Annotated in this window: 14 protein-coding genes and 4 pseudogenes; 6 read left to right on the top strand and 12 right to left on the bottom strand. The window is 54.2% G+C overall.

All coding sequences use genetic code 11. The features are described from left to right. Positions 1-121 precede the first annotated feature (121 nt). A complete protein-coding gene (locus ACTBDZ_RS06185; RefSeq protein ID WP_438814673.1) occupies positions 122-676 on the top strand; it encodes a LacI family DNA-binding transcriptional regulator in 555 nt (184 codons plus the stop codon). A 42-nt stretch (positions 677-718) separates the two neighbouring features. Here the strand turns inward: ACTBDZ_RS06185 and ACTBDZ_RS06190 are convergent, their stop codons facing one another. The 3 genes and pseudogenes from ACTBDZ_RS06190 to ACTBDZ_RS06200 all read right to left on the bottom strand — a co-directional run bounded on the left by ACTBDZ_RS06190 (position 719) and on the right by ACTBDZ_RS06200 (position 4,628). Beyond that, the gene (locus tag ACTBDZ_RS06190; protein ID WP_438814661.1) at positions 719-1,567 is read right to left on the bottom strand and encodes an MFS transporter; all 849 of its coding nucleotides are present in this window, start codon (positions 1,565-1,567) and stop codon (positions 719-721) included. Beyond that, positions 1,548-2,000: pseudogene (locus ACTBDZ_RS06195) on the bottom strand (NAD(P)H-dependent oxidoreductase); the annotation flags it as partial. The pseudogene ACTBDZ_RS06195 and the gene ACTBDZ_RS06190, both read right to left, overlap by 20 nt. 237 nt (positions 2,001-2,237) lie before the next feature. Continuing rightward, positions 2,238-4,628: pseudogene (locus ACTBDZ_RS06200) on the bottom strand (TonB-dependent receptor domain-containing protein). Positions 4,629-4,965: 337 nt separating this feature from the next. On the opposite strand from ACTBDZ_RS06200, the gene parC reads away from it, so the two are divergent. From parC to ftsP, 3 genes are all read left to right on the top strand, one after another. Then, positions 4,966-7,224 (top strand): DNA topoisomerase IV subunit A, encoded by a 2,259-nt coding sequence (parC, locus tag ACTBDZ_RS06205; RefSeq protein WP_438814662.1) that lies wholly within the window; start codon positions 4,966-4,968, stop codon positions 7,222-7,224. Positions 7,225-7,373: 149 nt separating this feature from the next. Beyond that, complete coding sequence (locus ACTBDZ_RS06210; protein ID WP_438814663.1) at positions 7,374-8,111, top strand: 1-acylglycerol-3-phosphate O-acyltransferase; 738 nt, start codon at positions 7,374-7,376, stop codon at positions 8,109-8,111. 63 nt (positions 8,112-8,174) lie between these two features. Continuing rightward, positions 8,175-9,581 carry a cell division protein FtsP gene (gene ftsP, locus ACTBDZ_RS06215; RefSeq protein ID WP_438814664.1) on the top strand — a complete coding sequence of 469 codons (1,407 nt, stop codon included), beginning with the start codon at positions 8,175-8,177 and terminating at the stop codon, positions 9,579-9,581. Between the two features lie 54 nt (positions 9,582-9,635). Here ftsP and ACTBDZ_RS06220 read toward each other — a convergent pair whose 3' ends face one another. Together ACTBDZ_RS06220 and ACTBDZ_RS06225 are read right to left on the bottom strand one after the other, a co-directional pair. Next, positions 9,636-10,670 carry an alpha/beta hydrolase gene (locus ACTBDZ_RS06220; protein ID WP_438814665.1) on the bottom strand — a complete coding sequence of 345 codons (1,035 nt, stop codon included), beginning with the start codon at positions 10,668-10,670 and terminating at the stop codon, positions 9,636-9,638. Positions 10,671-10,698: 28 nt separating this feature from the next. Further along, on the bottom strand, positions 10,699-11,205 hold the full coding sequence (locus ACTBDZ_RS06225; RefSeq protein WP_438814666.1) for a phenolic acid decarboxylase: 507 nt from the start codon (positions 11,203-11,205) through the stop codon (positions 10,699-10,701). A gap of 101 nt (positions 11,206-11,306) precedes the next feature. Between ACTBDZ_RS06225 and ACTBDZ_RS06230 the strand changes: the two genes are divergently transcribed. Beyond that, on the top strand, positions 11,307-12,200 hold the full coding sequence (locus tag ACTBDZ_RS06230; protein ID WP_438814667.1) for a LysR family transcriptional regulator: 894 nt from the start codon (positions 11,307-11,309) through the stop codon (positions 12,198-12,200). 13 nt (positions 12,201-12,213) lie between these two features. On the opposite strand, the gene ACTBDZ_RS06235 is transcribed toward ACTBDZ_RS06230, so the two are convergent. Both ACTBDZ_RS06235 and ACTBDZ_RS06240 read right to left on the bottom strand, forming a co-directional pair. Continuing rightward, a complete protein-coding gene (locus ACTBDZ_RS06235; protein WP_438814668.1) occupies positions 12,214-13,167 on the bottom strand; it encodes a PfkB family carbohydrate kinase in 954 nt (317 codons plus the stop codon). Beyond that, entirely contained in the window at positions 13,167-14,567 is a 1,401-nt protein-coding gene (locus ACTBDZ_RS06240) for a purine-cytosine permease family protein (RefSeq protein ID WP_438814669.1), read from the bottom strand. The genes ACTBDZ_RS06235 and ACTBDZ_RS06240 overlap by 1 nt, the downstream gene beginning before the upstream one ends. 800 nt (positions 14,568-15,367) lie before the next feature. On the opposite strand from ACTBDZ_RS06240, the gene ACTBDZ_RS06245 reads away from it, so the two are divergent. Next, entirely contained in the window at positions 15,368-16,105 is a 738-nt protein-coding gene (locus ACTBDZ_RS06245) for a GntR family transcriptional regulator (protein ID WP_438814670.1), read from the top strand. A 443-nt stretch (positions 16,106-16,548) separates the two neighbouring features. On the opposite strand, the gene dkgA is transcribed toward ACTBDZ_RS06245, so the two are convergent. The 5 genes and pseudogenes from dkgA to ACTBDZ_RS06270 form a co-directional block, all read right to left on the bottom strand. Continuing rightward, a complete protein-coding gene (gene dkgA, locus ACTBDZ_RS06250; RefSeq protein WP_438814671.1) occupies positions 16,549-17,394 on the bottom strand; it encodes a 2,5-didehydrogluconate reductase DkgA in 846 nt (281 codons plus the stop codon). A 254-nt stretch (positions 17,395-17,648) separates the two neighbouring features. Next, positions 17,649-18,292 (bottom strand): annotated as a pseudogene (locus ACTBDZ_RS06255) (DedA family protein). Positions 18,293-18,533: 241 nt separating this feature from the next. Further along, the gene (metC, locus tag ACTBDZ_RS06260; RefSeq protein ID WP_438814674.1) at positions 18,534-19,727 is read right to left on the bottom strand and encodes a cystathionine beta-lyase; all 1,194 of its coding nucleotides are present in this window, start codon (positions 19,725-19,727) and stop codon (positions 18,534-18,536) included. 188 nt (positions 19,728-19,915) lie between these two features. Continuing rightward, positions 19,916-21,202: pseudogene (locus ACTBDZ_RS06265) on the bottom strand (TRAP transporter large permease). A 15-nt stretch (positions 21,203-21,217) separates the two neighbouring features. After that, positions 21,218-21,724 (bottom strand): TRAP transporter small permease, encoded by a 507-nt coding sequence (locus ACTBDZ_RS06270; RefSeq protein ID WP_438814672.1) that lies wholly within the window; start codon positions 21,722-21,724, stop codon positions 21,218-21,220. Positions 21,725-22,104: the final 380 nt, after the last annotated feature.

Consider the following 22,104-nt stretch of genomic DNA (forward strand, 5'->3'; position numbering starts at 1 on the left):
CTTTGACCTTAAAGGAAGCCAAGAAGGCCTCTGCCAACATTGGGGCGGAACTGCTAAGCCCTATGTCTGAAGGCTATCATGGCCGCTGGCAGGCTGCTGACTATGGTGGTATCCCCCAACGCTGGCCAGCGTGATGCCGTGTAACCGCTCGGCAACCCGGATGGCGGCTGACTATCTGGTGTCACACGGGCATCGCGATATCCTGTTTTTGACCCATCCCGGTCGGCGAACCATTGAACAACGGCATGAGGGCTGGCAGGAGTCGATGCGTTATTTTCAACTGCCCTGCTCCGAGCAGCAGGTGATCAGCGTGACCGATTGGCTTCCCGAACTGGCTGAGCAGGCGGTGGTAGCGTGGTTTCGCGAAAAAAAACGTACCTGCACGGCGATCCTGTGTGCCAATGACTCTTTGGCGTTAGGGGCCATTAACGGGTTACAGCGCTTAGGTCTGGATGTGCCGGGGGATATCTCAGTAGTGGGGATGAACGATTTGCCACAGGCCGAGTTTGCGTCGCCGCCGCTGACCACGGTGCACTTGCCAGTGCAGGAAATCGGCGTTATTGCGCTGGAGTTGTTGCAGGACATCATTGCTGGCAACGTGACGATCCCGCGGCGTATAGAGCTGGCGTGTGCCATGGTCGAGCGTCAGTCAGTGGCAGTGTTACACGCATCATGAGGGCATTCGCCCTCATGATTCGGTATAGCGCGTGTTACGCGGTTATTTGAATTTCGCCCGTTCCATCGTGGGGATCAGCAGCAGGTACATCACGCCCCAGGCGACCAGATAGGCCACGGAGCTGATGGCGAACAGCGCCCAATAATTACCTGATGCTTCGAGTACGGCACCGATCACCGTGGAGAAAATCACGCTGCCGATCATGCCAAAGGTGCTGCCGATGCCGACGACCGAACCCACCGCCGCGTTGGGGAACAGATCGGACACTGACGTCAGCAGGTTTGCTGACCAGCCCTGGTGTGCAGCAGCAGCCAACCCGACGAGGGCAACGGCCAGCCACAGGCTTTCCACCTGCGTCGCGGCAAAAATCGGTATGACCGCACAGGCGCAAATCAACATGGTGGTTTTGCGAGCTTTCGCCGCGCTGAATCCCATATTCATCAGCTTGCCGGGCAACCAGCCTGCGCCCAGACTGCCGCCAATGGCAAACAGATAGATCATGATCAACGGCACACCCAATCCGGCCATATTGATATCACGGGTTTCGTTCAGCCATTTTGGCAGCCAGAATAGGAAGAACCACCAGATGGGATCGGTCAGCATCTTGCCCAGCGCAAAGGCCCAGAGTTGACGGTAGCGCAGCAGGTGCGTCCATTTGATGGATTCCACGCTGACGTGCTCTTCTTTGTCCTGACGGATCCAGGCCAGTTCCTCGGCAGAGGCTTTATCTTGCGGTTTGCCAAACAGGAAAAACCACGGGATAAGCCAGACAAAACCCACCGCCCCAAGAATCAGAAACGCCCCGTGCCAGCCGTAATGAATGGCGATAAACGGAATCAAGGCGGGAGAGACAACGACGCCAAGGTTAACGGAACGGCAGGTAAACGCCATCAACACCGACACCGTGAAAGAACTGGTCGGGATCGGTAAAGGCTTCCAACGGCGCGTTCCAGGTCAGGGACAACATATAATTCCGCCCTTGCAGCAGACCGCCGGAGCCGTATTTTTTGCTGGCGTCTGAGCGGGTGCGGCCATCGCTGGCATACAGCGATCCGTGACCGTGAGTAAACACCTCATCGACGTATTTCTTCAGGATCCACGGTACGTCCATCCACCATCCCGGCATTTGATAAATGACGGTGTCTGCCCACAAAAAGCGCTGTACCTCTTCGTCCAGATTGTAGCTCTGATCGACGTGAGTCACCTGTACGTTATGGCCCTGTTCGCTGAGCAAGGTGGCGGCAAAATCCGCGAGCGTGTTGTTCAATTGGCCCTTGGAGTGACCAAAGGATTTGCTGGCGTTGATCAGCAGAATGTTTTGCATGGTGACGATGATCCCGATTGCTTAATGAAAGTAAGGCAGTGTAGTGCGCAGGCTTAGGATGAAAAACGGGTGTAATCGCACAACACTCTTGACTGGCAGTCAATAAATCAAGGATTTTATGCCCCGTGAGTCAGGCAACCAATAAGTAAAAAGGGCAGTAAAACCAACGTATCGGCTTTCCTGCCCTGACAAGGACGCGTTTTGCGTTTATCTCACTTCACGCAATAAACACGCTGATTAGAAATCGACGCTCATGCCCAATTGGAAGGTGCGTCCCGGTGCAATGGACAACTGCTGATCGTAATAATGTGCGTTATTGGGATCGGTATTGGTCGGTGCCTCAATGTTGCGGCTGTTCTGGTAATCCCAATATTTACGGTCAGTCAGGTTGTAGATACCGCCGTTGACGCGCACGTTTTTGGTAATGCGATAGTACGCGGTCAAATCCACCAAACCATAGCCCGGCATGTGCATAAAGGTGTAATTGTCGGAGCCAAGAACATTACCGTTGCCCACGCGTTTACGGCCTGCGGCATAATCGGCGGTTTTTCCTTTGGTAAAGGTGGTGATCAACGCAGCGCCATAGGTGTTGCTCGGATCGTCATAGGCCAGCCCAACCACGGCTTTTTGTGGCGTGACGGTGTCGAGATTGACGTAGCGGTCACCGGAGGCGCTGGATTTCGAGGCACCCTGGGTATAGCCGTAAGCCAGACGGGCGCTGAACCCTTTGGCCTGTTCAAACCAGGTGCCCAGTTCGAAACGTGCACTCAGCTCGCCACCGTAGATATAGGCTTTATCGCGGTTTTCGGTGAGATAGAGGGTACTGATGGTGTTTGGCAGATTGGCAAACAGGTCGGGATTTCCTGCACGGCGATAGTAGCCATTGGCGATAAAGTTTTTGTAATCGTTATAGAACGCGGCAGCGCTAAGCGTTACCCCTTCCACAATACGGCCTTTCAGCCCCAGCTCATAGTTATCGCTGGTTTCGGTTTTCAGATTAGGATCGCCGATCGTGGCATAAGAGCTTGAGGTGCCCATATAACCCAAGGACCAGGCACCATACAGTTGTCCGGCGTTCGGGAACTGAGCGCCGCGCTTATACTGCACATAGGCCAGCAGATCCGGTTTCAGATTGTACTAGAAGGTCAGCGCAGGCAAGATCTGTCCATCGGCATTGGTGCCGTACATATTGGCAGTGTTATTTGCCGTTACGTTGCCATTAGTATTGGTAAACAAGTTATCGGTATTTTCTGGCTTGGCGTGCTGCCAGGCGAAACGCACCGCAGGGATCACTGAGAAATCGCGTCCAGCCACATCCCAGGTCATCTTATCCTGCACAAAAGCACCAGCATTAATGATTTTGCTGTCTGCTTGAGGGCGGCCCAATTGAATAGGTAGCCCATCTGCCACAATGTTTTGTGCTGTCAGCGGTCTTTCGGATTCAGATTGGCGAATATTGACACCATAGCTAAACCGATGGTTACGCCACTCTTTGGTCGCTTTGCTTTCCAGCCCAAGGGTGTTGGTATCATAACCGCTCCACACCTGAGTTGGTGACGCAGCATTGCTGATGGTGTAGTCGTGGGCTTCGGTTTTGCTAAAGAACAGTTTGCTGTTCAGGCTGTCAAACAGCAGACCGTCAGTTGGCGTATACAGATCGGCAACGCTCACGCCCCAACGGCGCGTTTTACTGTCCTGGAATGAGGTGCTGCCATCACGAGAAGAACTGCCAGAGGCGCTGACATTCCAGGTGGGGAAGTTGCTGTGGTTAAACTTCTCGTAATAGTCCACGGTGCCGGTTAGCTGGTGCAGGTCGGTTGCCTGCCAGATGCCGGAGGCCAGCACGGCGTTAGAGTGCCAGTTGGCCGGATTGCTGTCGATGGTAGCATCACTGTGATTTTCAGTTTCATTACCGTCACGGCGGCTGTAGACCACCACGCCGCGCAGGGTGTCGTCACCGCCAGCGGCGGTAATCCCGTTGTGGAAACTGCGATCGGCGGAGTCATATCCAGCCTGATAGCCAAAATAGCTGTGTTTATCGCTGCTGAGGAAGTTATCCGGCGATTTAGGCATAAATGAAACAGAGCCGCCCAGTGCGTTATTGCTGTTAGACACGTCGGTAGCACCGGAGGCGATATCTACTGAGCCGTACAGGTAGGGATCAAGGTAATCACCGCGGCCGATGCCAGTGCTGCCTGCCTGAACGCGACCGCTCGGCGTGGAAGTACCGCGATCGGTCCCTGCGGGAAGTTCAACGCCATCGATATCGATAGAGACGCGGTTGTTTTCCAGCCCGCGAATATTGTAGCCGCTATAGCCACCGCGATCGTAGCTGCTTTTGCCTGCGGTAGCCCCGGCGCTGACGCCCGGTGCGCTCACCAGCGGCTGATAGCGCATGATATTGCCGAAGGTATTGCCACCTTCTTTCAAGAGGTCGTTGGCCGTCAGGGTGGTTTTCGTGCCCGCTTCTCGCTCCACGCGGGGAGAAAGTACCGTCATGGTGTCCTGGGACTCTTTCTGGGCAGTATCCGATTTGCCCTGCGCGCTTTGCGCCGCATTGGCACCAAATGCCAAGCCGGACAGGACGCCGGTCAGCAAAATGTTATTCATATTCTTATGATTTAACATGATAGAGCTCTTGGGTTCGCGATGGTTTGGGTTCGTAAAAATGGCGGTGCCGATATTGTCATCGGTGCGGTAGGATGCCGCGTATATCTAAATGATAATAATTAGCATATAGCAAATATAATCATTATCACCGCGATTGCGGCATTAAGATTTCTTAATGCAGGAACTCAACGACGATTGATGAAGTGTTAAGGGAGGAAGACACCTGAGGTTTGTGACAGTGGCTGGCAAGATGCTGTACTATCTGCGCATACATTACCGCGCGCGTTGCGGGAATTAAGCCTTTTTAGATGACCTGTTTTGGCATGATCATTGAGTCACCGCGTAAGGATTATCGATGAGTGAGATAACTCATGACGGCGCAGAACGTCTTGCGCTGCATACGTTTACAGAAAATGCGTACCTGAACTACTCCATGTACGTCATCATGGACAGGGCGCTGCCTTTTATTGGTGACGGCCTTAAGCCGGTGCAACGCCGCATCGTGTATGCGATGTCGGAACTGGGATTGAGCGCCAGCGCCAAGTTTAAGAAATCCGCCCGTACCGTGGGGGACGTGCTGGGGAAATACCATCCGCACGGTGACAGCGCCTGCTATGAAGCAATGGTGCTGATGGCGCAGCCTTTCTCTTACCGCTATCCGCTGGTGGACGGTCAAGGGAACTGGGGGGCACCGGACGATCCGAAATCCTTTGCGGCGATGCGTTATACCGAATCGCGCCTCTCCAAATACGCCGAAGTGCTGCTGGGGGAGTTGGGGCAAGGCACCGTCGAGTATCAGCCCAACTTTGACGGCACCTTGCAGGAGCCGAAAATGTTGCCTGCGCGTCTGCCCAACATTTTACTTAACGGCACCACCGGCATTGCGGTCGGGATGGCGACGGATATCCCACCGCATAACGTGCGCGAAGTGGCGGCCGCCGCCGTTGCGCTACTGGAAAAACCGGAATCCTCGCTCGACGATCTGTTGCAGTTCGTCCAGGGGCCGGATTTCCCCACTGAAGCTGAAATCATCACGCCGCGTGATGAGCTGCGGCGCGTTTATGAGCAGGGGCGTGGTTCCGTGCGGATGCGTGCTCTGTGGAAGAAAGAAGACGGCGAAGTGGTGATCACCGCGTTGCCGCATCAGGTCTCGGGGGCGAAAGTGTTAGAGCAGATCGCCAGCCAAATGCGGGCGAAAAAGCTGCCGATGATCGATGATTTACGCGATGAATCGGATCATGAAAATCCGACGCGTCTGGTGCTGGTGCCGCGATCTAACCGGATCGACCTCGATCAGGTAATGAACCACCTGTTTGCCACCACCGATCTGGAAAAAAGCTACCGCATCAACATGAACATGATCGGTCTGGATAACCGTCCCGCCGTGAAAGAGCTGGTGGAGATCCTGAGCGAATGGCTGGTGTTCCGCCGTGATACGGTGCGCCGCCGCCTTAACTATCGTCTGGAAAAAGTGCTCAAGCGTTTGCACATTCTGGAAGGTTTGTTGATTGCGTTCCTGAACATTGATGACGTTATCCATATCATCCGCACCGAGGATGAGCCCAAAGCGGAACTGATGCGCCGCTATGGCCTGAGTGATACCCAGGCTGAAGCCATTCTGGAATTAAAATTGCGGCATTTGGCGCGCCTGGAAGAGATGAAAATCCGTGGCGAGCAACACGATTTGGAAAAAGAGCGCGATCAGCTTCAGGCGCTGCTGGCATCAGAACGCAAGCTCAACAATCTGCTGAAAAAAGAGATTCAGTCGGATGCTGAATTGTATGGCGACGATCGCCGTTCGCCGCTGCATGAGCGTGCGGAAGCCAAGGCCATGAGTGAGCACGATTTCGTACCGTCTGAACCGGTCACTATCGTGTTATCAGAAATGGGCTGGGTGCGCAGCGCGAAAGGGCACGATATCGATCCTTCCGGGTTGAGCTTTAAAGCGGGCGATAGCTTCCGCGCCGCCGCGCGCGGCAAGAGCAACCAGCCAGTGGTGTTTATCGACTCAACGGGACGTAGCTATGCGCTCGATCCGATCACGTTGCCGTCGGCGCGTGGTCAGGGTGAACCGCTGACCGGCAAACTGACGCCGCAACCGGGTGCCAGTATTGAGCATGTGCTGATGGCCGCGGATGAACAGCGCCTGTTGATGGCGTCCGATGCTGGCTACGGGTTTGTTTGCACGTTCAACGATCTGGTGGCGCGCAACCGTGCCGGTAAAGCGATGATCACGCTGCCGGACAACGCCAAAGCGCTGGCGCCGATCGTGATAGAGCGCGAAGACGACCTGCTGATGGCGGTCACTGCGGCGGGTCGCGTGTTGGTGTTCCCGGTGTCCGATCTGCCCCAGTTGTCGAAAGGCAAAGGCAACAAGATCATCTCCATCTCCTCGGCGGACTTCGCGGAAGGCAAGGATCGCTTGGCTCTCCTGTTGGTGGTGTGGCCGCAAGCGACGGTGAAGCTGTATTCCGTTAAGCGCAAAATTGTGGTGCGCGCAAGCGAACATCACGGTGAGCGGGGTCGTAAAGGCACCCTGCTGCGCGGACTGCAAGACATTGACCGTATTGAGGTTGATGCGCCTCCAGCGCCGAAGGATGACAGCGAGGAGTAATGCGTTGCCTGATATCACCCGATGGCGGTATCAGGCATCTCTCCCCTTTGTTACCTGGCCGATGGCGCGGGTACCACGGCAAAGGATTACCCGTGTGTTTTATGCCGAAGTCGCTATACTAGCGGCGGCGGTTGGCTTATGAGGTCGTTATGTTATTCATTATCCGTTTTGTGGTAGTGGTGATTTTTTCCATTCTGATTTGCCTGTTCGGTACGATTTACTGCCTGTTTAGCCCGAAGAATCCGCGCCACGTGGCGACCTTTGGTCATGCGTTTGGGCGGCTCTCGACCCTGTTTGGCCTAAAAGTAGAAGTCAGAGTGCCTGCGGATGCGGGAAACTATGGCAACTGCATTTACATTGCCAACCATCAGAACAACTACGATATGGTGACGGCGGCAAATGCGGTGCAGCCTGGCACGGTTACGGTCGGTAAAAAAAGCCTGGTGTGGATCCCTTTCTTTGGTTCGCTCTACTGGCTGGCAGGTAACTTGCTGATTAACAGAGAAAACCGCGCCAAGGCGCACGGCACTATTGCGCAAGTCGTTCAACACATCAAAGAGCGCAATATTTCTGTCTGGATGTTTCCAGAAGGCACGCGCAGCCGTGGTCGTGGGCTAATGCCGTTCAAGACCGGGGCGTTCCATGCCTCGATTAGTGCAGGCGTACTGATTGTGCCTATTTGTGTGACCGACACGCACAATAAAGTCAAACTGAACCGGTGGAATAACGGTCATGTTATCGTTGAAATGCTGCCACCGATTGACGCCTCTGCGTACGGTAAAGAGCAGGTGCGAGAGCTGGCCGCGCATTGTCATGATGTGATGGCGGCGCGTTTGGTTGAACTGAATGCTGAAGTGGCTGAGCGGGAGAAAGCGGCGAAGCGTTAATGTTTTTTATGCCCTCTGCGTTGGCGGGCGTACACGGTTGGTTAGCAAGATTACGGAGTTTTTATGTCACTTAGCCGCCGTCAGTTTATTCAGGCATCGGGGCTTATGGTGTGTGCAAGCGGGCTACCTGCGACGGCGCAGGCAAAGGGTAAGCAAAATGCGCTCCCCATCCCGCCGCTGTTGGAGTCTCGCCGCGGGCAGCCGCTTTTTTTGACCATGCAGCGCGCGCACTGGGCGTTTTCCGGTGACCGTAAAACCTCGGTGTGGGGCGTTAACGGACGCTACCTCGGCCCGACGGTAAAAGTGTTCAGCGGCGATGATGTCAAACTGATCTACGGCAACCGCCTGAATGAGCCGGTCTCCATGACCGTCAGCGGCTTGCAGGTGCCAGGCACGTTGATGGGCGGAGCTGGGAGAATGATCTCTCCGGGGACCGACTGGGCTCCCGTGCTGCCGATTCGGCAGGCAGCGGCTACCTGCTGGTATCACGCCAATACGCCGAATAGTATGGCACCGCACGTTTATCAGGGACTGGCCGGACTGTGGCTGGTAGAAGACAGCACCAGCAAGAGCCTACCTATTCCGAATCACTACGGCGTGGATGATTTTCCGCTGATTATTCAGGATAAGCGCCTGGATAACTTTGGCGTTCCGGTCTACAACCCGCCCAGTAGCGGAGGCTTCGTCGGTGATACGTTGCTGGTAAACGGTGTGCAAGAACCGTTTGTCGAAGTCTCACGCGGTTGGGTGCGTCTGCGTTTGCTGAATGCGTCAAATGCGCGCCGTTACGTGATGCGCCTGAGCGACGGCCGCCCGATGTACCTTATCGCCAGCGATTTGGGTTTTTTACCGCTGCCGTTGGCGCTGAATCAGGTTTCCCTCGCGCCGGGTGAACGCCGTGAAATTCTGATTGATATGTCCCAGGGCGGTGAAGTGACCTTGACGGCAGGCGATGCGGCAATGTTGATGGAACGACTGCGTGGCTTGTTTGAGCCCTCCAGCATCCTGGTGTCAACGCAGATACTGACGTTAAAACCCACCGGTTTGCTGCCACTGGTGACGAACAATCTTCCCGCCCGTTTGCTGACGGATATTGTGCTGCCCCCCAATATCAGTCGGACGCGGGAGTTCCGTCTGGGTGATAGCCTGCCGGGGATTAACGGTGCGATGTGGGATATGACGCGCACGGATGTACAGACGCAGGAAGGACGCTGTGAACGCTGGATCGTTCACGCCGATTCACCACAGCCGTTCCACATTCAGGGGGCGATGTTTCTGGTGCGCAGCATCAACGGCGCTGCTCCTGCTGCCGATCAGAGTGGCTGGAAAGACACGGTGTGGGTGGACGGCGATGCCGAACTGTTGGTTTATTTCACCCAATCGTCATCGGCGTCATTCCCGTTCCTCTACTACAGCCACACGCTGGAGATGGCGGATCGTGGTTCCACCGGACAGTTGGTGGTGCAGTAAAATGGCACTACAAGGGGGCGCATGGCCCCCTTTGTTTTGTATTACCGTTGTGTATTACAAATTGGCGTTTGGATTCTGTTGCGCAGTTGCTGCGGGCTGCGTTGCAGAAACCTTCAGCGTCTGTTTAAACCAGTCCACCACACGATGAATCAGCGGCTCTTGATACCACGGCAAATCGCCGTGATTCGCACCTTCCAGCAACACATACTCTGCCGGATTTCCGCCGTCTTTTAATGCCTTAAACAACTGAGCACTTTGTACCGGGGAAACCAGTGTATCCGCGCTGCCGTGCATGATCAGGAACGGCGGTTTTTTGCCGCTAATGTGCCCCATGGGGCTGGCGTTAAGGGCTTTTTTCTCATCCTTGCCGATAGCAGCACCGGGGAAATCTCGGAAGGCCGCACCGTTAACCAACAGTGCTTCGGTTGACGCCGGTGAGCGGTGTACATCCTGAATATTCTCTGGGAAGCCAGCGCCGATGTTGAGCAGATTGGAGAGCCCATAGAGGGTAACCACGGCCTGTACATCCGAGGATTGGTTGAGATAATCCCCTTTATCGAAGGTTTTTTCACCGTTGGTTACACCCAGCATTTGTGCCAGATATCCACCTGCAGAATCGCCCAATACGCCGATGCGTTGCGGATCGATGCCATATTCTGCGGCGTGTTCGCGCAGGTAACGCACAGCGGCTTTACCGTCTTGTACTGGCGCAGGGAAGGTGTCTGGCACCGTGCGATATTCTGCGGCAGCGACCACAAAACCAGCCTGCGCTAGCGCCATGCGCATTTCGATAAATTTCTCATGATCGGCAGAGGTAAAACCGCCGCCGGGGAAATAGACAATAGCCGGTTTGGGTGCGGCAGTACGCGGGATAAGAAACGACATCCTCAACTGACGTACCGCACGTGGGCCTTTGATCTGGCTGTAAATCACATTTCTGATGGTATCGATTTGCCCGCGGGTAGCGGCAATCTGAATGACTTCGGCACCTGGAGTGTAGCCGGGGAGTTGCTGTGGGGCAGCATTGGCGGATGTGGAGGCAATGCCTGTCACTATCGCGCCAATCAAGGCAATCTGTTTTATTTTCATGACGTTCCTTACGTGACTGCGGTATCGGTTACTTCAGATTTTCAGGAAAATTGACCGGCAGTTCGCTGGCCGGGCAAGCGATCACGCTTTCGTTATCGGGGCCGCAATCACTCACAAAAGTAATGGTGGCAAACTCGTCGATCACTTCCGTTGGGTAGGCCGGGCCCGCAGCGCGGTAGGCTTCCATGGTCGGGATATGATCGTTTTGGAAGCACACGGTTTTTTGCGGATCGTTGATAACCCAACGCGGGAAGAAGATGGTGCCGTGGAACAGGCGATCGCCCAGATTCACGATCAGGCTGACATCGGTGCCCGTCGGTTCCGTCCACGAAATTTTATAAACGCTGTGGGCAACGCGAACGATGTGGGCAAACTGATCCTTGACCCAACGGTTAGCGACGATGCCGCTGTGAATGCGGTAATCCAGCGTGTGGTCGTTCTTCACGTAAATCTCATAGTTCCAGCCATTATCGTAGGTATAAACCAGATGTTTGCCGACAAAATCGCTGAGATCGTGCTTATCAAATGTACTCATGGTCCTGCTCCTTTTATTCTTGATGTCAGGATCATATTGCGTCACTCTGTGAATTAATAACGCTGATTTTTCATCTAATTCATCCAAAATGTAGATTGATTATGCACAAGACAACGCTGGAACAATGGTTCTTGCTAGATAAGGTGATTGAGCTGGGCAGCTTTGCGCGTGCGGCGCAGGCAACGCACCGCAGCCAGTCTTCGGTAAGCTACAATCTGGCGCTGCTTCAGGAGCGCCTTGGTGTGGCATTGCTGGAGGCTAAAGGGCGCAAAGCGGAGATCACCCCCGCCGGCGCGCTGCTGCTGGCGCAGGTTAGGCCGCTACTGAATGCCTTTCATTATGTGGAAACGCAGGCGGCCACGCTTAAAAAGGGGGTGCGCACGCGTCTCGACCTGGTGGTCGATAACGTATTTCCCCGTGAGACGTTGTTTGCCATCTTACGTGAATTTCAGCAGTTGCACCCCGATACCCATCTCCATCTGACGGAGATACTGGAGAACCAATCCTGGGACGTGGATGCCGATGTGGCGGTACTGACGCGGCGTGAAGATATGATGGGGCGGGGCGAATGGCTGATGAACATCGATTTTGTTGCCGTGGCACACCGCGATCACCCGTTGCATCAACTCCCTGCGCCGTTACGTGAAGAAACTCTGTTGCGCTATCCGCTGGTGCGAATCGCTTCCCGGGAAAACAGCATGCCATTGGCGGTAACGGCGGCCACTGAATATTGGACGTTCTCTACCGTAGAATCGGCGATTGAAGCGGTGATGCATCAGGTTGGTTATGGCTGGTTACCGGAAGAGTGGATTACGGCACCGCTGGCGTCGGGAATGTTAAAAACGCTGGCATTAGGGCACGGCACGCGCCGCGCCACGCCGCTGCACCTGATTGTCCGGCGGGCGCTGGCACCGCTGGATGAACAGGTGAAAACGTTGCTGACACTGTTTCGGCGCGCCAGCCGCAGTACGCCCCAAATGGGACGTACCGAATAAGCGTGCCTGTGGTTTAACGCGTGGGGAAGGCGGGTAGCGGGGCGGCGTCGGGGAAATACTCGTCTAGCGTTTTCCAGTCGGGAGGCTGTGACGAGCCTTGAACGGAAACCATACAAGCGGCAACGCGATTGGCCAAATCGACCGCCTGCGTCAGCGTCCAGCCCGCAGAAAGGCCTGCCAGCAACCCGCTACAGTGCGCATCACCTGCGCCAATGCTGTCTACCACCGTGACCGGATACGGTGCCACTGCTTGCGGCTCGGCGTCCGGCGGGCAAATCCATGCCCCGTCCTTATACAGTCGACAAATCAGCGTAAGCCCACTGCGCGCGGCGTAGTGCTGTGCCAGCGCGATAATATCGCCTTCGCCCAGCAGGTGACGCGCCTCGTCTCGGTTTAGCGTCAATAGCGTGCGGCTGCCAAACAGCGCAGTAATAAAGCCGGGCGGAATGCCCGGTAGACGAGGGCCGAAATCGATCAGTTTTTGCTGGGGCTGTGCCAGTACCCAGGCGCGCAGTGCGGCACCGCCAGTACCAAACAATTCGTAGCCATTCACATAAATAAGCATATCAGCGGTGGGTTGCAGACGTTGCAACATCGCTGCGGTGATATGGGCCTCACAGCCAGTGATACTGATAAACGTGCGCTCACCGCCCGGCTCCGCCAGCGCCAGACACCAGCCGTTGTCCATATCGGGGTGGCGCATCAGCACAGGCAGATGCAGCGCTTTCATGGCGCTTTCTACTGCGTTGCCCCAGGTGCCGTTGCCCACCGGCATGCCGTTGAGCACCGGAGCGCCAAGACGGGTGAGCGCGCGTGCGACATTAAAGGCACAGCCGCCGATTTGCAGCCCGTTGTCTTTGGCTTCCACGTCTTCGCCGCTGAGCGGCATGCGTGGAACGCCCAGCAGCATATCGCCACAAGCACCGCCGATCACCAGCACGTGTCGAAGCGTTTTTCCTTCATGCATTAGTGATTCTCCTTGGGTTGTAGCGTGACATAGAGGCCATAGGTTACGCCGCTGACGCCGAAGGAGAGGAACAGCCCAAGGCTGGAGTTTTCGAAAATACCGGTTGCCCACGGGCCATCAATAAAGCCGGTTTTGGTCACCATCAGCCCGGCAAAGGCACCCAATAGCCAGCACAGTAATGGCACCCAGCGCACGCCGTTATTCTTGCCGTTGACGGCAAACAGCGCGTCGTTATCGTAGCCGTCGCGTTGGCGCAGGTAGATATAGTCCAGAATAAACACCGCAGACCACGGGCCGAGAAACAGGCCGCAGAAGATCAGAAAGGCGATAAACGGCGAAAGGAAATCCTGCGATACAAACAGAACGTAGACAGCAACGCCCACCACCAGCACGGCATCCAGAGAAACCGCCACCGACTGGCGCAGTTTTACGCCGATAGCCAACAGGTTGAGACTGGCAGAATAGAGGCTGAGTACCGCGATAGTGACGATACCCGCTGTGGCCGTCAGCAGATAGGGCACTGACATCCACGTTGGCAATACGGTTCCGATAAGGGCAATGGGGTTAGCCGAACTGGTTAACTCCGGTAGCTGGGCAGAAAGTAAAATGCCCGCCAGCATCAGCAGGACGAGCGGTAACGCCGAGCCGCCGACCACGGCAAAAAAGACGCTGCCGCGCGTGGTGGTGGGGCTTTGATAGCGGCTGTAATCCGCCCCGGCGATAGCCCAGCACACTCCGGTGCCTGCCGCAATCACGGACACGGCAGGGAGAAAACCGGTCAACCAGTTGCCAGACGGCAGCGCCAGTACCACATTCCACGGGGTGTTAAACAAGATATAGGCCACAACGATAAGCGTCATGGTGCCGAAGATTTTGGTGATCCAGCTTTGCATCAGGATCAGGGTGTTTTGCCCAAGAATGCTCACCACAATGGTCAGGCCGCCAAACAGGATCAGGCAGATGGCAGTCAGCGTGGTGCTGCTGGTAAAGCCAACGGCTTCAAACAGGGCCACCAGGGTCAGTGTGCCGGTGGTGAGGTTAACGGCTTCCCAACCCATAAGGGTAAACCAGCCAAAAGCGGTAGGGGCGATATTGCCTTTCAGGCCAAACACCGCACGCGACAGGGTCAACGTAGCCGTGCGGCCCGTTTGCCCGGCAAACGAGGTATATCCCACCAGTGCGAAGCTGGCAACGCCTACAATGGCGGCGAGCAGCGACTGAATAAACGATAATCCGAATGAGACGATGATGGCACCATAAACGATGCCAAGAATACCAATATTCGCAGCGCACCAAATCCAGAACAGTTCTAATGGTTTTCCTGTGCGTTCCGCAGCAGGAACAATATCAATTCCCGTATTTTCAACTTGCCAAGTCTTATTCTGCTGTGTTTCACCCATGACGGCGGCTCCTTGTTGGCCTTAATGAAGCGGGTGGCGGAAAGGGCAGGCATGCAGTGACTATTGATAACGGCAGCCATGCCGAAAAGAGAATCCGATGTTAAAACATAGCAGCGGAACGGCAGGACAGACAGTAATTTAATGCGTTTGTTGAATTGCGGTGTGAGGAGTGCGCGTGGTGCTGGTGAGCCCTGGATGGCAGAATGGAAAAAATAAAGGAGCAGCCAAAATAGAATGACTGCCCCTGTTCTCAGTTCATGCGTGGGTGAAACGTGTGATACCGAGTGACAAAATAAAACGACTGTTAAAGGTATTGTTATGTGCCTAAGAGTCTGGCACCAAGTACTGCTTATTGCTGTGTGTTGTCTTTATGTCATTTCATGTTAATGGACTGTCTTCTGGTTGTATTCTTTGCTACTGCACGACATTTTCGCTACGTATTTTTCCTGGTGTTGCTAAGAGTCCTTTCGTATGCCATTGAGACAACCGCTGGCATACCTGCTCAGTTCACATTTTCTGCTCTGAGCGCTGTTCTCATCGCACGATCTACTTAAATAACAAGGACATTATTGTGATCTGTGTCGTGATACGCTGTTTTGTGGTCAACTAAATTACCCCCTGGTGTTGGCACGTCTGTATTTAATGTATACAATCCACAGTACAAAAGCAAGTCCAATTAAATGCCATTGAGATACCAATATCAGTCCTGAGTCTTGTTTCGTGGTAATGTGCTCTTGCCATGCTGACACCTGTCGGGGGGATGCTACCCGTGGCGCAAAAAAACACTATAAGGCCGTACTATGAAGGAGCTATTTCGTTGGGTCAGGCAAACACTTGAGAAACCCTCTACAGCGCCGCGCTATATGCAATTGGCGATGGTTTTGGAGCAGGGTATCAACCAGAACAAAGCGCTGGCGGGGCAGTTTTTTCCTGCTGAACGCGCGATCGCGCAGCAGTTGGACATTTCTCGCGTTACGGTCTCTCGCGCATTGTCGCTGTTGGAAGAAAAAGGATTGATTGTGCGCCAGCAGGGCGTCGGGACGCGCATCAGCCAGCATCTTGACTATTCACTGGATGATGAAGAAGCCGGGTTCACCAAGCTGGTGTTGCAAGCCGGAGGTATTGCCGGTAATCGCTGGCTGGAGCGCACCACCACGCTTTTACCGGATGACGTCGCCAGCAGCGTTCCTGCTTTGAAAGGTGAGCGCGTGACCAAACTGCGGCGTGTACGATTGATCAACGGTGAACCCGTGTTGCTGGAAACCACATGGATCCCGTTGGCGTTATTGTCTGCGCCGGAGATTCTGGAGCACTCGCTCTATCAATACTGGGCGGAGCGTGGAATTCTCCCGGCGAAAAAGAAGGTGCGCATCAAGGCGATTGCCTGTCAGGCTGAAACAGCGCGTTTGTTAAATATTCAGCCAGGCATGCCGCTGCTGTTTTATCGCCAGCATACCTATAATGCGCAAAATGGCTTGCTCGAATATTGTGAAATTTACTGTCGCAGTGATATCTACGAAATACAGATATCGGACTGAATCCGTGTCTCAGCCAGCCTCGTTGCCGTTGAGGCTGGCTGTCTCGTCAGATTATTGACAACCGCCTCGGGCCTGGCAGCGAACCCACTCTGGTGTGCCCACATCCGGACCTGTTGCTGGGTCGTCGAAATACATCCGATCGTGGCCTATGTGCGCATTAACCCCCGCGGTAAGGCTCAATATGCTCGCCAGGAGCAGATATTTGATTGCATTTTTCATCGGTAACATCTCCATCATTCATAGGGTTTGGGTATTACACGAACGCCTGAACTGCGCCATGAAGCATGCAATAGGGTCTTTACCTGATAAACGGGTGCGGGGAGCTAGTTTGGTGTCTGTTAATGTTGGAGGGGATTCTGATTGTTATTTGATAGCGATCTTAAGAGAGTAGTCGAGTGCAGCGGAAAAAAGGATTTCCGCCACCCGCAGTGGCGGAAACCACGTTAGTCTTTGGTCGGAAACGTGGTGCGTGGGACATCCGGGTCTGGTCCCAGCCGTTTGCCTGCATCCAGCTTGGCGATTTCGCCCAGCTCGTCTTTGTCGAGGCGGAAATCGAACACATCGAAATTTTCTCGGATGCGCGTGGGGGTAACCGATTTGGGGATCACCACCAGACCCAAATCTAAATGCCAGCGGATCACGATCTGCGCAGGCGTTTTGCCGTATTTCAGTGCGAGCTGACGGATCAGCGGCTGTTCGAATACCCCTTCTCCTCCTTGTGCCAGCGGACTCCAGGACTCGGTTTGAATCTGGTGCGTGGCATTCCAGTCGTGTAATTGGCGCTGCTGGAACAAGGGGTGTAGCTCAACCTGATTGATGACCGGGAATACGCCGGTTTCTGCTTTCAGGCGTTGTAAATGGTGTGGATGAAAATTGCTCACGCCAATACTTTTCACCAGTCCCTGCTCCTGCAAACGCAGCAGGCCGCACCAGGCATCAACATAGGTATCCTGATCCGGCACTGGCCAGTGGATCAGATAGAGATCGACAAAATCCAGCCGCAGCTTTTGCAGGCTCTCTTCCAGCGCTTTTTGCGGATCGGACTGATCGGTATTCCACAGTTTGGTCGTGATAAACAGCTGATCGCGGGGCAGCGCTCTGGCCTGTAGCGCCTCTCCGACGCCAACTTCGTTTTTGTAGATCGCGGCGGTATCAATGGCTCGGTAGCCGGTGTATAGCGCATCGCTCACTGCGGCCACCGTTTGGTCGTGTGTCGCCTGCCACACGCCCAGGCCGAGCTGCGGCATAATGTTGCCGTCGGCCAGTTTGATCATGGGTTGCGTTGTCATGTCATTCTCCTTTATTCGAGAATCCTCCCTGCCGAGGTCGGCAAGGGCTCGGTTGGATTTCAGCCACCGGATACGGTGATGAATGGTATCCCTTCAACCCTGTTCGTAATGGACAGGACATGTCGGTTAAGTCTAGCCGAAAATAGCAGCAAAGCGGCGAGGAGATATAACGGTACCTGCTTTTCTTGCGCGTAACATCAAGAAAATCAGAGGGTAGCGGGTACCGTTGAAGAAACGCCTGGAGAGGTCCTGCGTTAGGCGGCGGAGCGCCTTCTGTGCCACAACATTACCAGCATGCCAATCAATCCACTGATCAGTAACACAATGGGGAGAATGATAAGCGCGGTCATCACCTGGTCTTCATAGCGCTTGACCAGTGGCACATGGCTAATGGCATAACCCAGTGTGACGATACCAAACATCCACAGAAAGCCGCTGAGCCAGTTAAACAACTGAAAACGCAGGATTTTGAGGCCAGAAATGCCCGCCATGGTCGGCAACAGGGTGCGGATAAAAGCCAGAAAACGGCCAATCAGCAACGCCACCAGACCGTGACGATGGAACATATGATAGGCACGTTGGTGATAGTGTGCGGGCAGTTGCAACAGCCACCCTTTCACGATGCGCGTATCTCCCAACCAGCGACCTTGCAGGTAGCTGAGCCAGCAGCCGAGACTGGCCGCGATGGTAAGCAGGAACATGGTGGGCACGAAGCTCATCACACCTTTGGCGATCATGGCCCCGGTCAGCAGCAACAGGCTGTCTCCCGGCAGCAAGCCATTTTCCAGAAATAATGTCGTGAAAAGAATGCCGTAGATACCCAGATAACATTGGGGTCGGCCAACGCACTGAAATCTTGCTGCCACAGCGCCTGAATGATGTCGTGAACCACACTCATATTACTTCCTGCCAGGTGTAGGGGCCCAAAGTACAACCCTGCTCGCACAAACGCCGAACGGATCAATCTGTGTCGCTAAGCAATAGCGTAGGACCAAGATCTTAGTGTCGCCAATACGAACGCCTTTCGGCGACAGACATAAGCTCTGTTATTCGTGTAAAGCGGTTTTTTTGTCTTGCTTATTCCGTTCATCATACACGCTTTACACACACCACCGCAGCCATATCAAGGGATATCGCCGTCACACTTTGTGAATTCTGTTGAATCCGGCTGTCAAATCATCGATCAGATCATCACAGTCTTCAAGCCCGATATGTAACCGAATAAGTGTGCCGGTGAAGTCAACGCCGCCAGCGGGACGAATCGAAGCCAGATCCTCCGGCTGATTAGCCAGGATCAGGGATTCGAAACCACCCCAGGAATAGGCCATGCTGAAATGCACAAAATTATCCAGATAGTCGGACAGTTGCTCCTTGCTCAGCTTTTGCTTCAGCACAAAGGAGAACAATCCGTTACATCCGGTGAAATCACGGGCATAAAACTCATGTCCTTTACAGCTCGGCAGTGCCGGATGGTTGACGACCGCCACTTCTGGCCGTGCAGCGAGCCAATGGGCGATGCGCAGGCTGCTCTCCTGATGCTGCTTGAGGCGAACCCCGAGGGTGCGCAGGCCGCGACTGGCGACGTAAGCGGTATCGGCATCGACCATTTGTCCCATCAGATAGGAGTGCTCACGCAACTGATCCCAGCAGCGTGCGTTGGCAACGGCGGTACCCAGCATGGCATCTGAGTGACCAACGATATATTTGGTGCCGGACTGCACGGAGATATCAATCCCAAACTCAAGTGCTTTAAACAGAATGCCCGCCGCCCAAGTGTTATCCATGATGATCACGATGTCGGGGTTAACGCGACGCACTGCGCTGACGATGGCTGGCACATCGTGTACTTCCATGGTGATTGAACCGGGAGATTCGAGGAACACCACTTTGGTGTTTTCCTGAATCAGGTCAGCAATACCGGCACCGATAAGTGGATAAAAGTAGCTGGTGGCAACATTGAATTTACTCAGCACATTATCGCAGAACACCTGAGTCGGTTCGTAGACGGAACCGGTCACCAGCACATGATCACCGCCTGAAACAAAGGAGAGGATCGCATTGGAGATCGCCGCTGCGCCGCACGGATAGAGCGCACAGCCCGCGCCACCTTCCAGCTCCGTCATCGCTTCCTGCAATGAGAAGTGTGTCAGGGTGCCGCGACGTCCGTAAAACAGACCGCCTTTGGCCCGGTTGAGGGTGGCCTGTTTCTTGTCGCCAACCGTCTCAAAAATCAGCGATGAAGCGCGTTGGATAACGCTGTTGACCGATCCCTGTGTGTATCTTTTGCTGCGTCCTGATGAGACCAGCGCCGTTGCTGTTTTCTTGCTGCTCATGTCTGTTTCACCAAAGAGAATGGAAACGGCTACGTTAGCATGGTGTGAAGAAGAGAGGGATGGCGTTTTTTTCATCTGGGAGAAAAATGGTCAGAGTCACTGTTTTTGAAGAGGTAGAAATGATGTCATGCTGGATCAGGAAAGTACCAGCCCCTCTTGCCAGAAGGGCTGGCGGCATTAAAGCCGAGTTACCCGGTGTGAACACCGAAAAATTTGGGTAGCCACAGGGAAATGGCCGGTATGTAGGTGACCAGCATCAACACCAAGAATAGGCCGCAGTAAAAGGGCAGCATGGCTTTTACCACCTGTTCTATCTTCTATTTACTCACGGCGCTGGCAACAAACAGCACGGAACCCACTGGCGGCGTGATCAAGCCAATCCCCAGGTTAACCAGCATGATCATCCCAAAATGCACCGGATCGATACTCAGAGAAATGGCTACTGGGAGCAATACGGGCGTCAGGATCAGCGGAGCCATGTCCATCAACGTGCCGAGCAGCAGCAACATGATATTGATGTACATGAGGATGACGTACTTGTTATCCGAGATAGAGGCAAAGAAATCAGTGATACGGCTCGGTAACTGCATGTAGGTCATGATAGCACCGAAAGCCGCAGCAAAACCGATCAGGATCATCACGATGGTGACCGTTTTCACCGTGCGGTACATCAGCTTCGGCAGCTCTGCCCAGGTATAATCTTTGTAGATAAACATGGTGACAAAGAACGACCATACGCAGGCAATCGTCGCAGATTCGGTGGCGGTGAAGATCCCTGAGAGGATCCCTCCCATGATGATGACCACGGTCATCAAGCCCCACAGGGTATCTAAAAAGATTTTCAGTGCCTGCTTGAAAGGTACCCGCTCACCTTTGGGATAGCCGCGTTTATGGGCAAAGCCCACGCACATCACCATGATGGTAAAGCTCAGCAGCAGCCCGGGCATGATACCCGCGATGAACAGCGACGCGATGGACACCGTGCCGCCAGTGGCCAGCGAGTAAATGACCGAGTTGTGGCTAGGCGGTGTGAGGATCGCCTGCACCGAAACGCTGGCGGTCACGGCGGCGGCAAAATCCCGCGGATACCCTTTTTTCTCCATTTCGGGAATCATCACTGAGCCGATGGAGGCCGTGTCGGCAACCGAGGAACCGGAGATGGCGCCAAAGAAGGTGGAAGCCACAATGTTCACCAGCGACAGGCCGCCACGAATAAATCCAACAAAAATATAGGCGAAGTTCACCAACCGTCGGGCAATACCGCCTTCCGCCATAATGGCCCCGGCCAGAATAAAGAACGGAATGGCTAACAGGGAGAATTTGTTTACCCCATTGGTTATCTGGATCATCACCGCTTCAAGCGGCAGATCAATCCAGAATGCGCCGACAATGGCGCTGAGCCCCACAGCATAGGCGACGGGTACGCCAACGGCGAGCAGCACCGCCAGCGTGGCAACTAAAATAAATGCATCCATGGTAATGCCTCCGAATTAAGCGCTGCCCAGCATCACGACAGGACGTTTATCCTGCGGACCAAAGCATATTCTTTCGACAATAAACAGCAGTGTGATCAGAGAGCCTATCGGCAGCGGCAGATAGGTCTCGCCTGCTGTCAGTAACGGAAACTCAGCCACGTGCTGTTCCCACAGTTCGATGCAAAGTTGCGTGCTGTAATAGAGAATAAACAGGCTGATCAGTAACATCAGCATGTTGGTGAGAAAGCTGCACACGCGCTTGCCGCCCTCGGGCAGGCAATCGGTCACCATACTTACCGCAATATGCGAACAGGCGCGGTAACTGACGGCGGCACCGACAAAGGTAAAGGTCACCATACAAATAATGGCGACCGGCTCCGGCCAGGAAAGGGCGGAGTTCAAGGCATAGCGTGCGAAAATGCCAACGGGAATGATCAGCGTCATGACCAATAACGTTAGCCCGGAAATCCACATGGCAATAAGATAGAGAATATCCATTGCAGAAATATAAATACGGCCCATTGCTTCCACCTGTACGACCCTGCGCCATTATCCTGTGCCATTATTGGGATATCGTCCGTGCCTTTAGCCCATGACAAAACTCAGACTGTGCAACGTAATAATGTCTGCCGGGGTTAATTATGCTATTAGGGATAATGGGCGAGCCAGCCTGACACTGGCCCGCATTATTAACAATAGACTATTTCACCGCTTCCACGGCCTTGATCAGATCCTGGTATTTTGCACCAAACTGATCGCGTACCGGCTGTGTCGCTTTGTAACCGTCATTCCGCACCTACTTTAAGAATAAATTCGACGGTATCGCTCGCCGAGAACATCAACGATGGTCTTGTGAACAGAATTGAGGTTGGATACTTGTGGTGGTCTGTCACCAATACTGA

The sequence above is a fragment of the Symbiopectobacterium sp. genome (genome assembly GCF_051710365.1).
GTDB lineage: Bacteria > Pseudomonadota > Gammaproteobacteria > Enterobacterales > Enterobacteriaceae > Symbiopectobacterium.

What these genes read in the sequence shown, in the direction of transcription:
- ACTBDZ_RS06235 (WP_438814668.1), bottom strand. Translation starts at nt 13,167, where the DNA reads ATGCATGAAGGAAAAACGCTTCGACACGTGCTGGTGATCGGCGGTGCT.
- ACTBDZ_RS06245 (WP_438814670.1), top strand. Translation starts at nt 15,368, where the DNA reads ATGAAGGAGCTATTTCGTTGGGTCAGGCAAACACTTGAGAAACCCTCT.
- ftsP (WP_438814664.1), top strand. Translation starts at nt 8,175, where the DNA reads ATGTCACTTAGCCGCCGTCAGTTTATTCAGGCATCGGGGCTTATGGTG.
- metC (WP_438814674.1), bottom strand. Translation starts at nt 19,727, where the DNA reads ATGAGCAGCAAGAAAACAGCAACGGCGCTGGTCTCATCAGGACGCAGC.
- ACTBDZ_RS06230 (WP_438814667.1), top strand. Translation starts at nt 11,307, where the DNA reads ATGCACAAGACAACGCTGGAACAATGGTTCTTGCTAGATAAGGTGATT.
- parC (WP_438814662.1), top strand. Translation starts at nt 4,966, where the DNA reads ATGAGTGAGATAACTCATGACGGCGCAGAACGTCTTGCGCTGCATACG.
- ACTBDZ_RS06190 (WP_438814661.1), bottom strand. Translation starts at nt 1,567, where the DNA reads ATGGCGTTTACCTGCCGTTCCGTTAACCTTGGCGTCGTTGTCTCTCCC.
- ACTBDZ_RS06210 (WP_438814663.1), top strand. Translation starts at nt 7,374, where the DNA reads ATGTTATTCATTATCCGTTTTGTGGTAGTGGTGATTTTTTCCATTCTG.
- ACTBDZ_RS06225 (WP_438814666.1), bottom strand. Translation starts at nt 11,205, where the DNA reads ATGAGTACATTTGATAAGCACGATCTCAGCGATTTTGTCGGCAAACAT.
- ACTBDZ_RS06220 (WP_438814665.1), bottom strand. Translation starts at nt 10,670, where the DNA reads ATGAAAATAAAACAGATTGCCTTGATTGGCGCGATAGTGACAGGCATT.
- ACTBDZ_RS06270 (WP_438814672.1), bottom strand. Translation starts at nt 21,724, where the DNA reads ATGGGCCGTATTTATATTTCTGCAATGGATATTCTCTATCTTATTGCC.
- dkgA (WP_438814671.1), bottom strand. Translation starts at nt 17,394, where the DNA reads ATGACAACGCAACCCATGATCAAACTGGCCGACGGCAACATTATGCCG.
- ACTBDZ_RS06240 (WP_438814669.1), bottom strand. Translation starts at nt 14,567, where the DNA reads ATGGGTGAAACACAGCAGAATAAGACTTGGCAAGTTGAAAATACGGGA.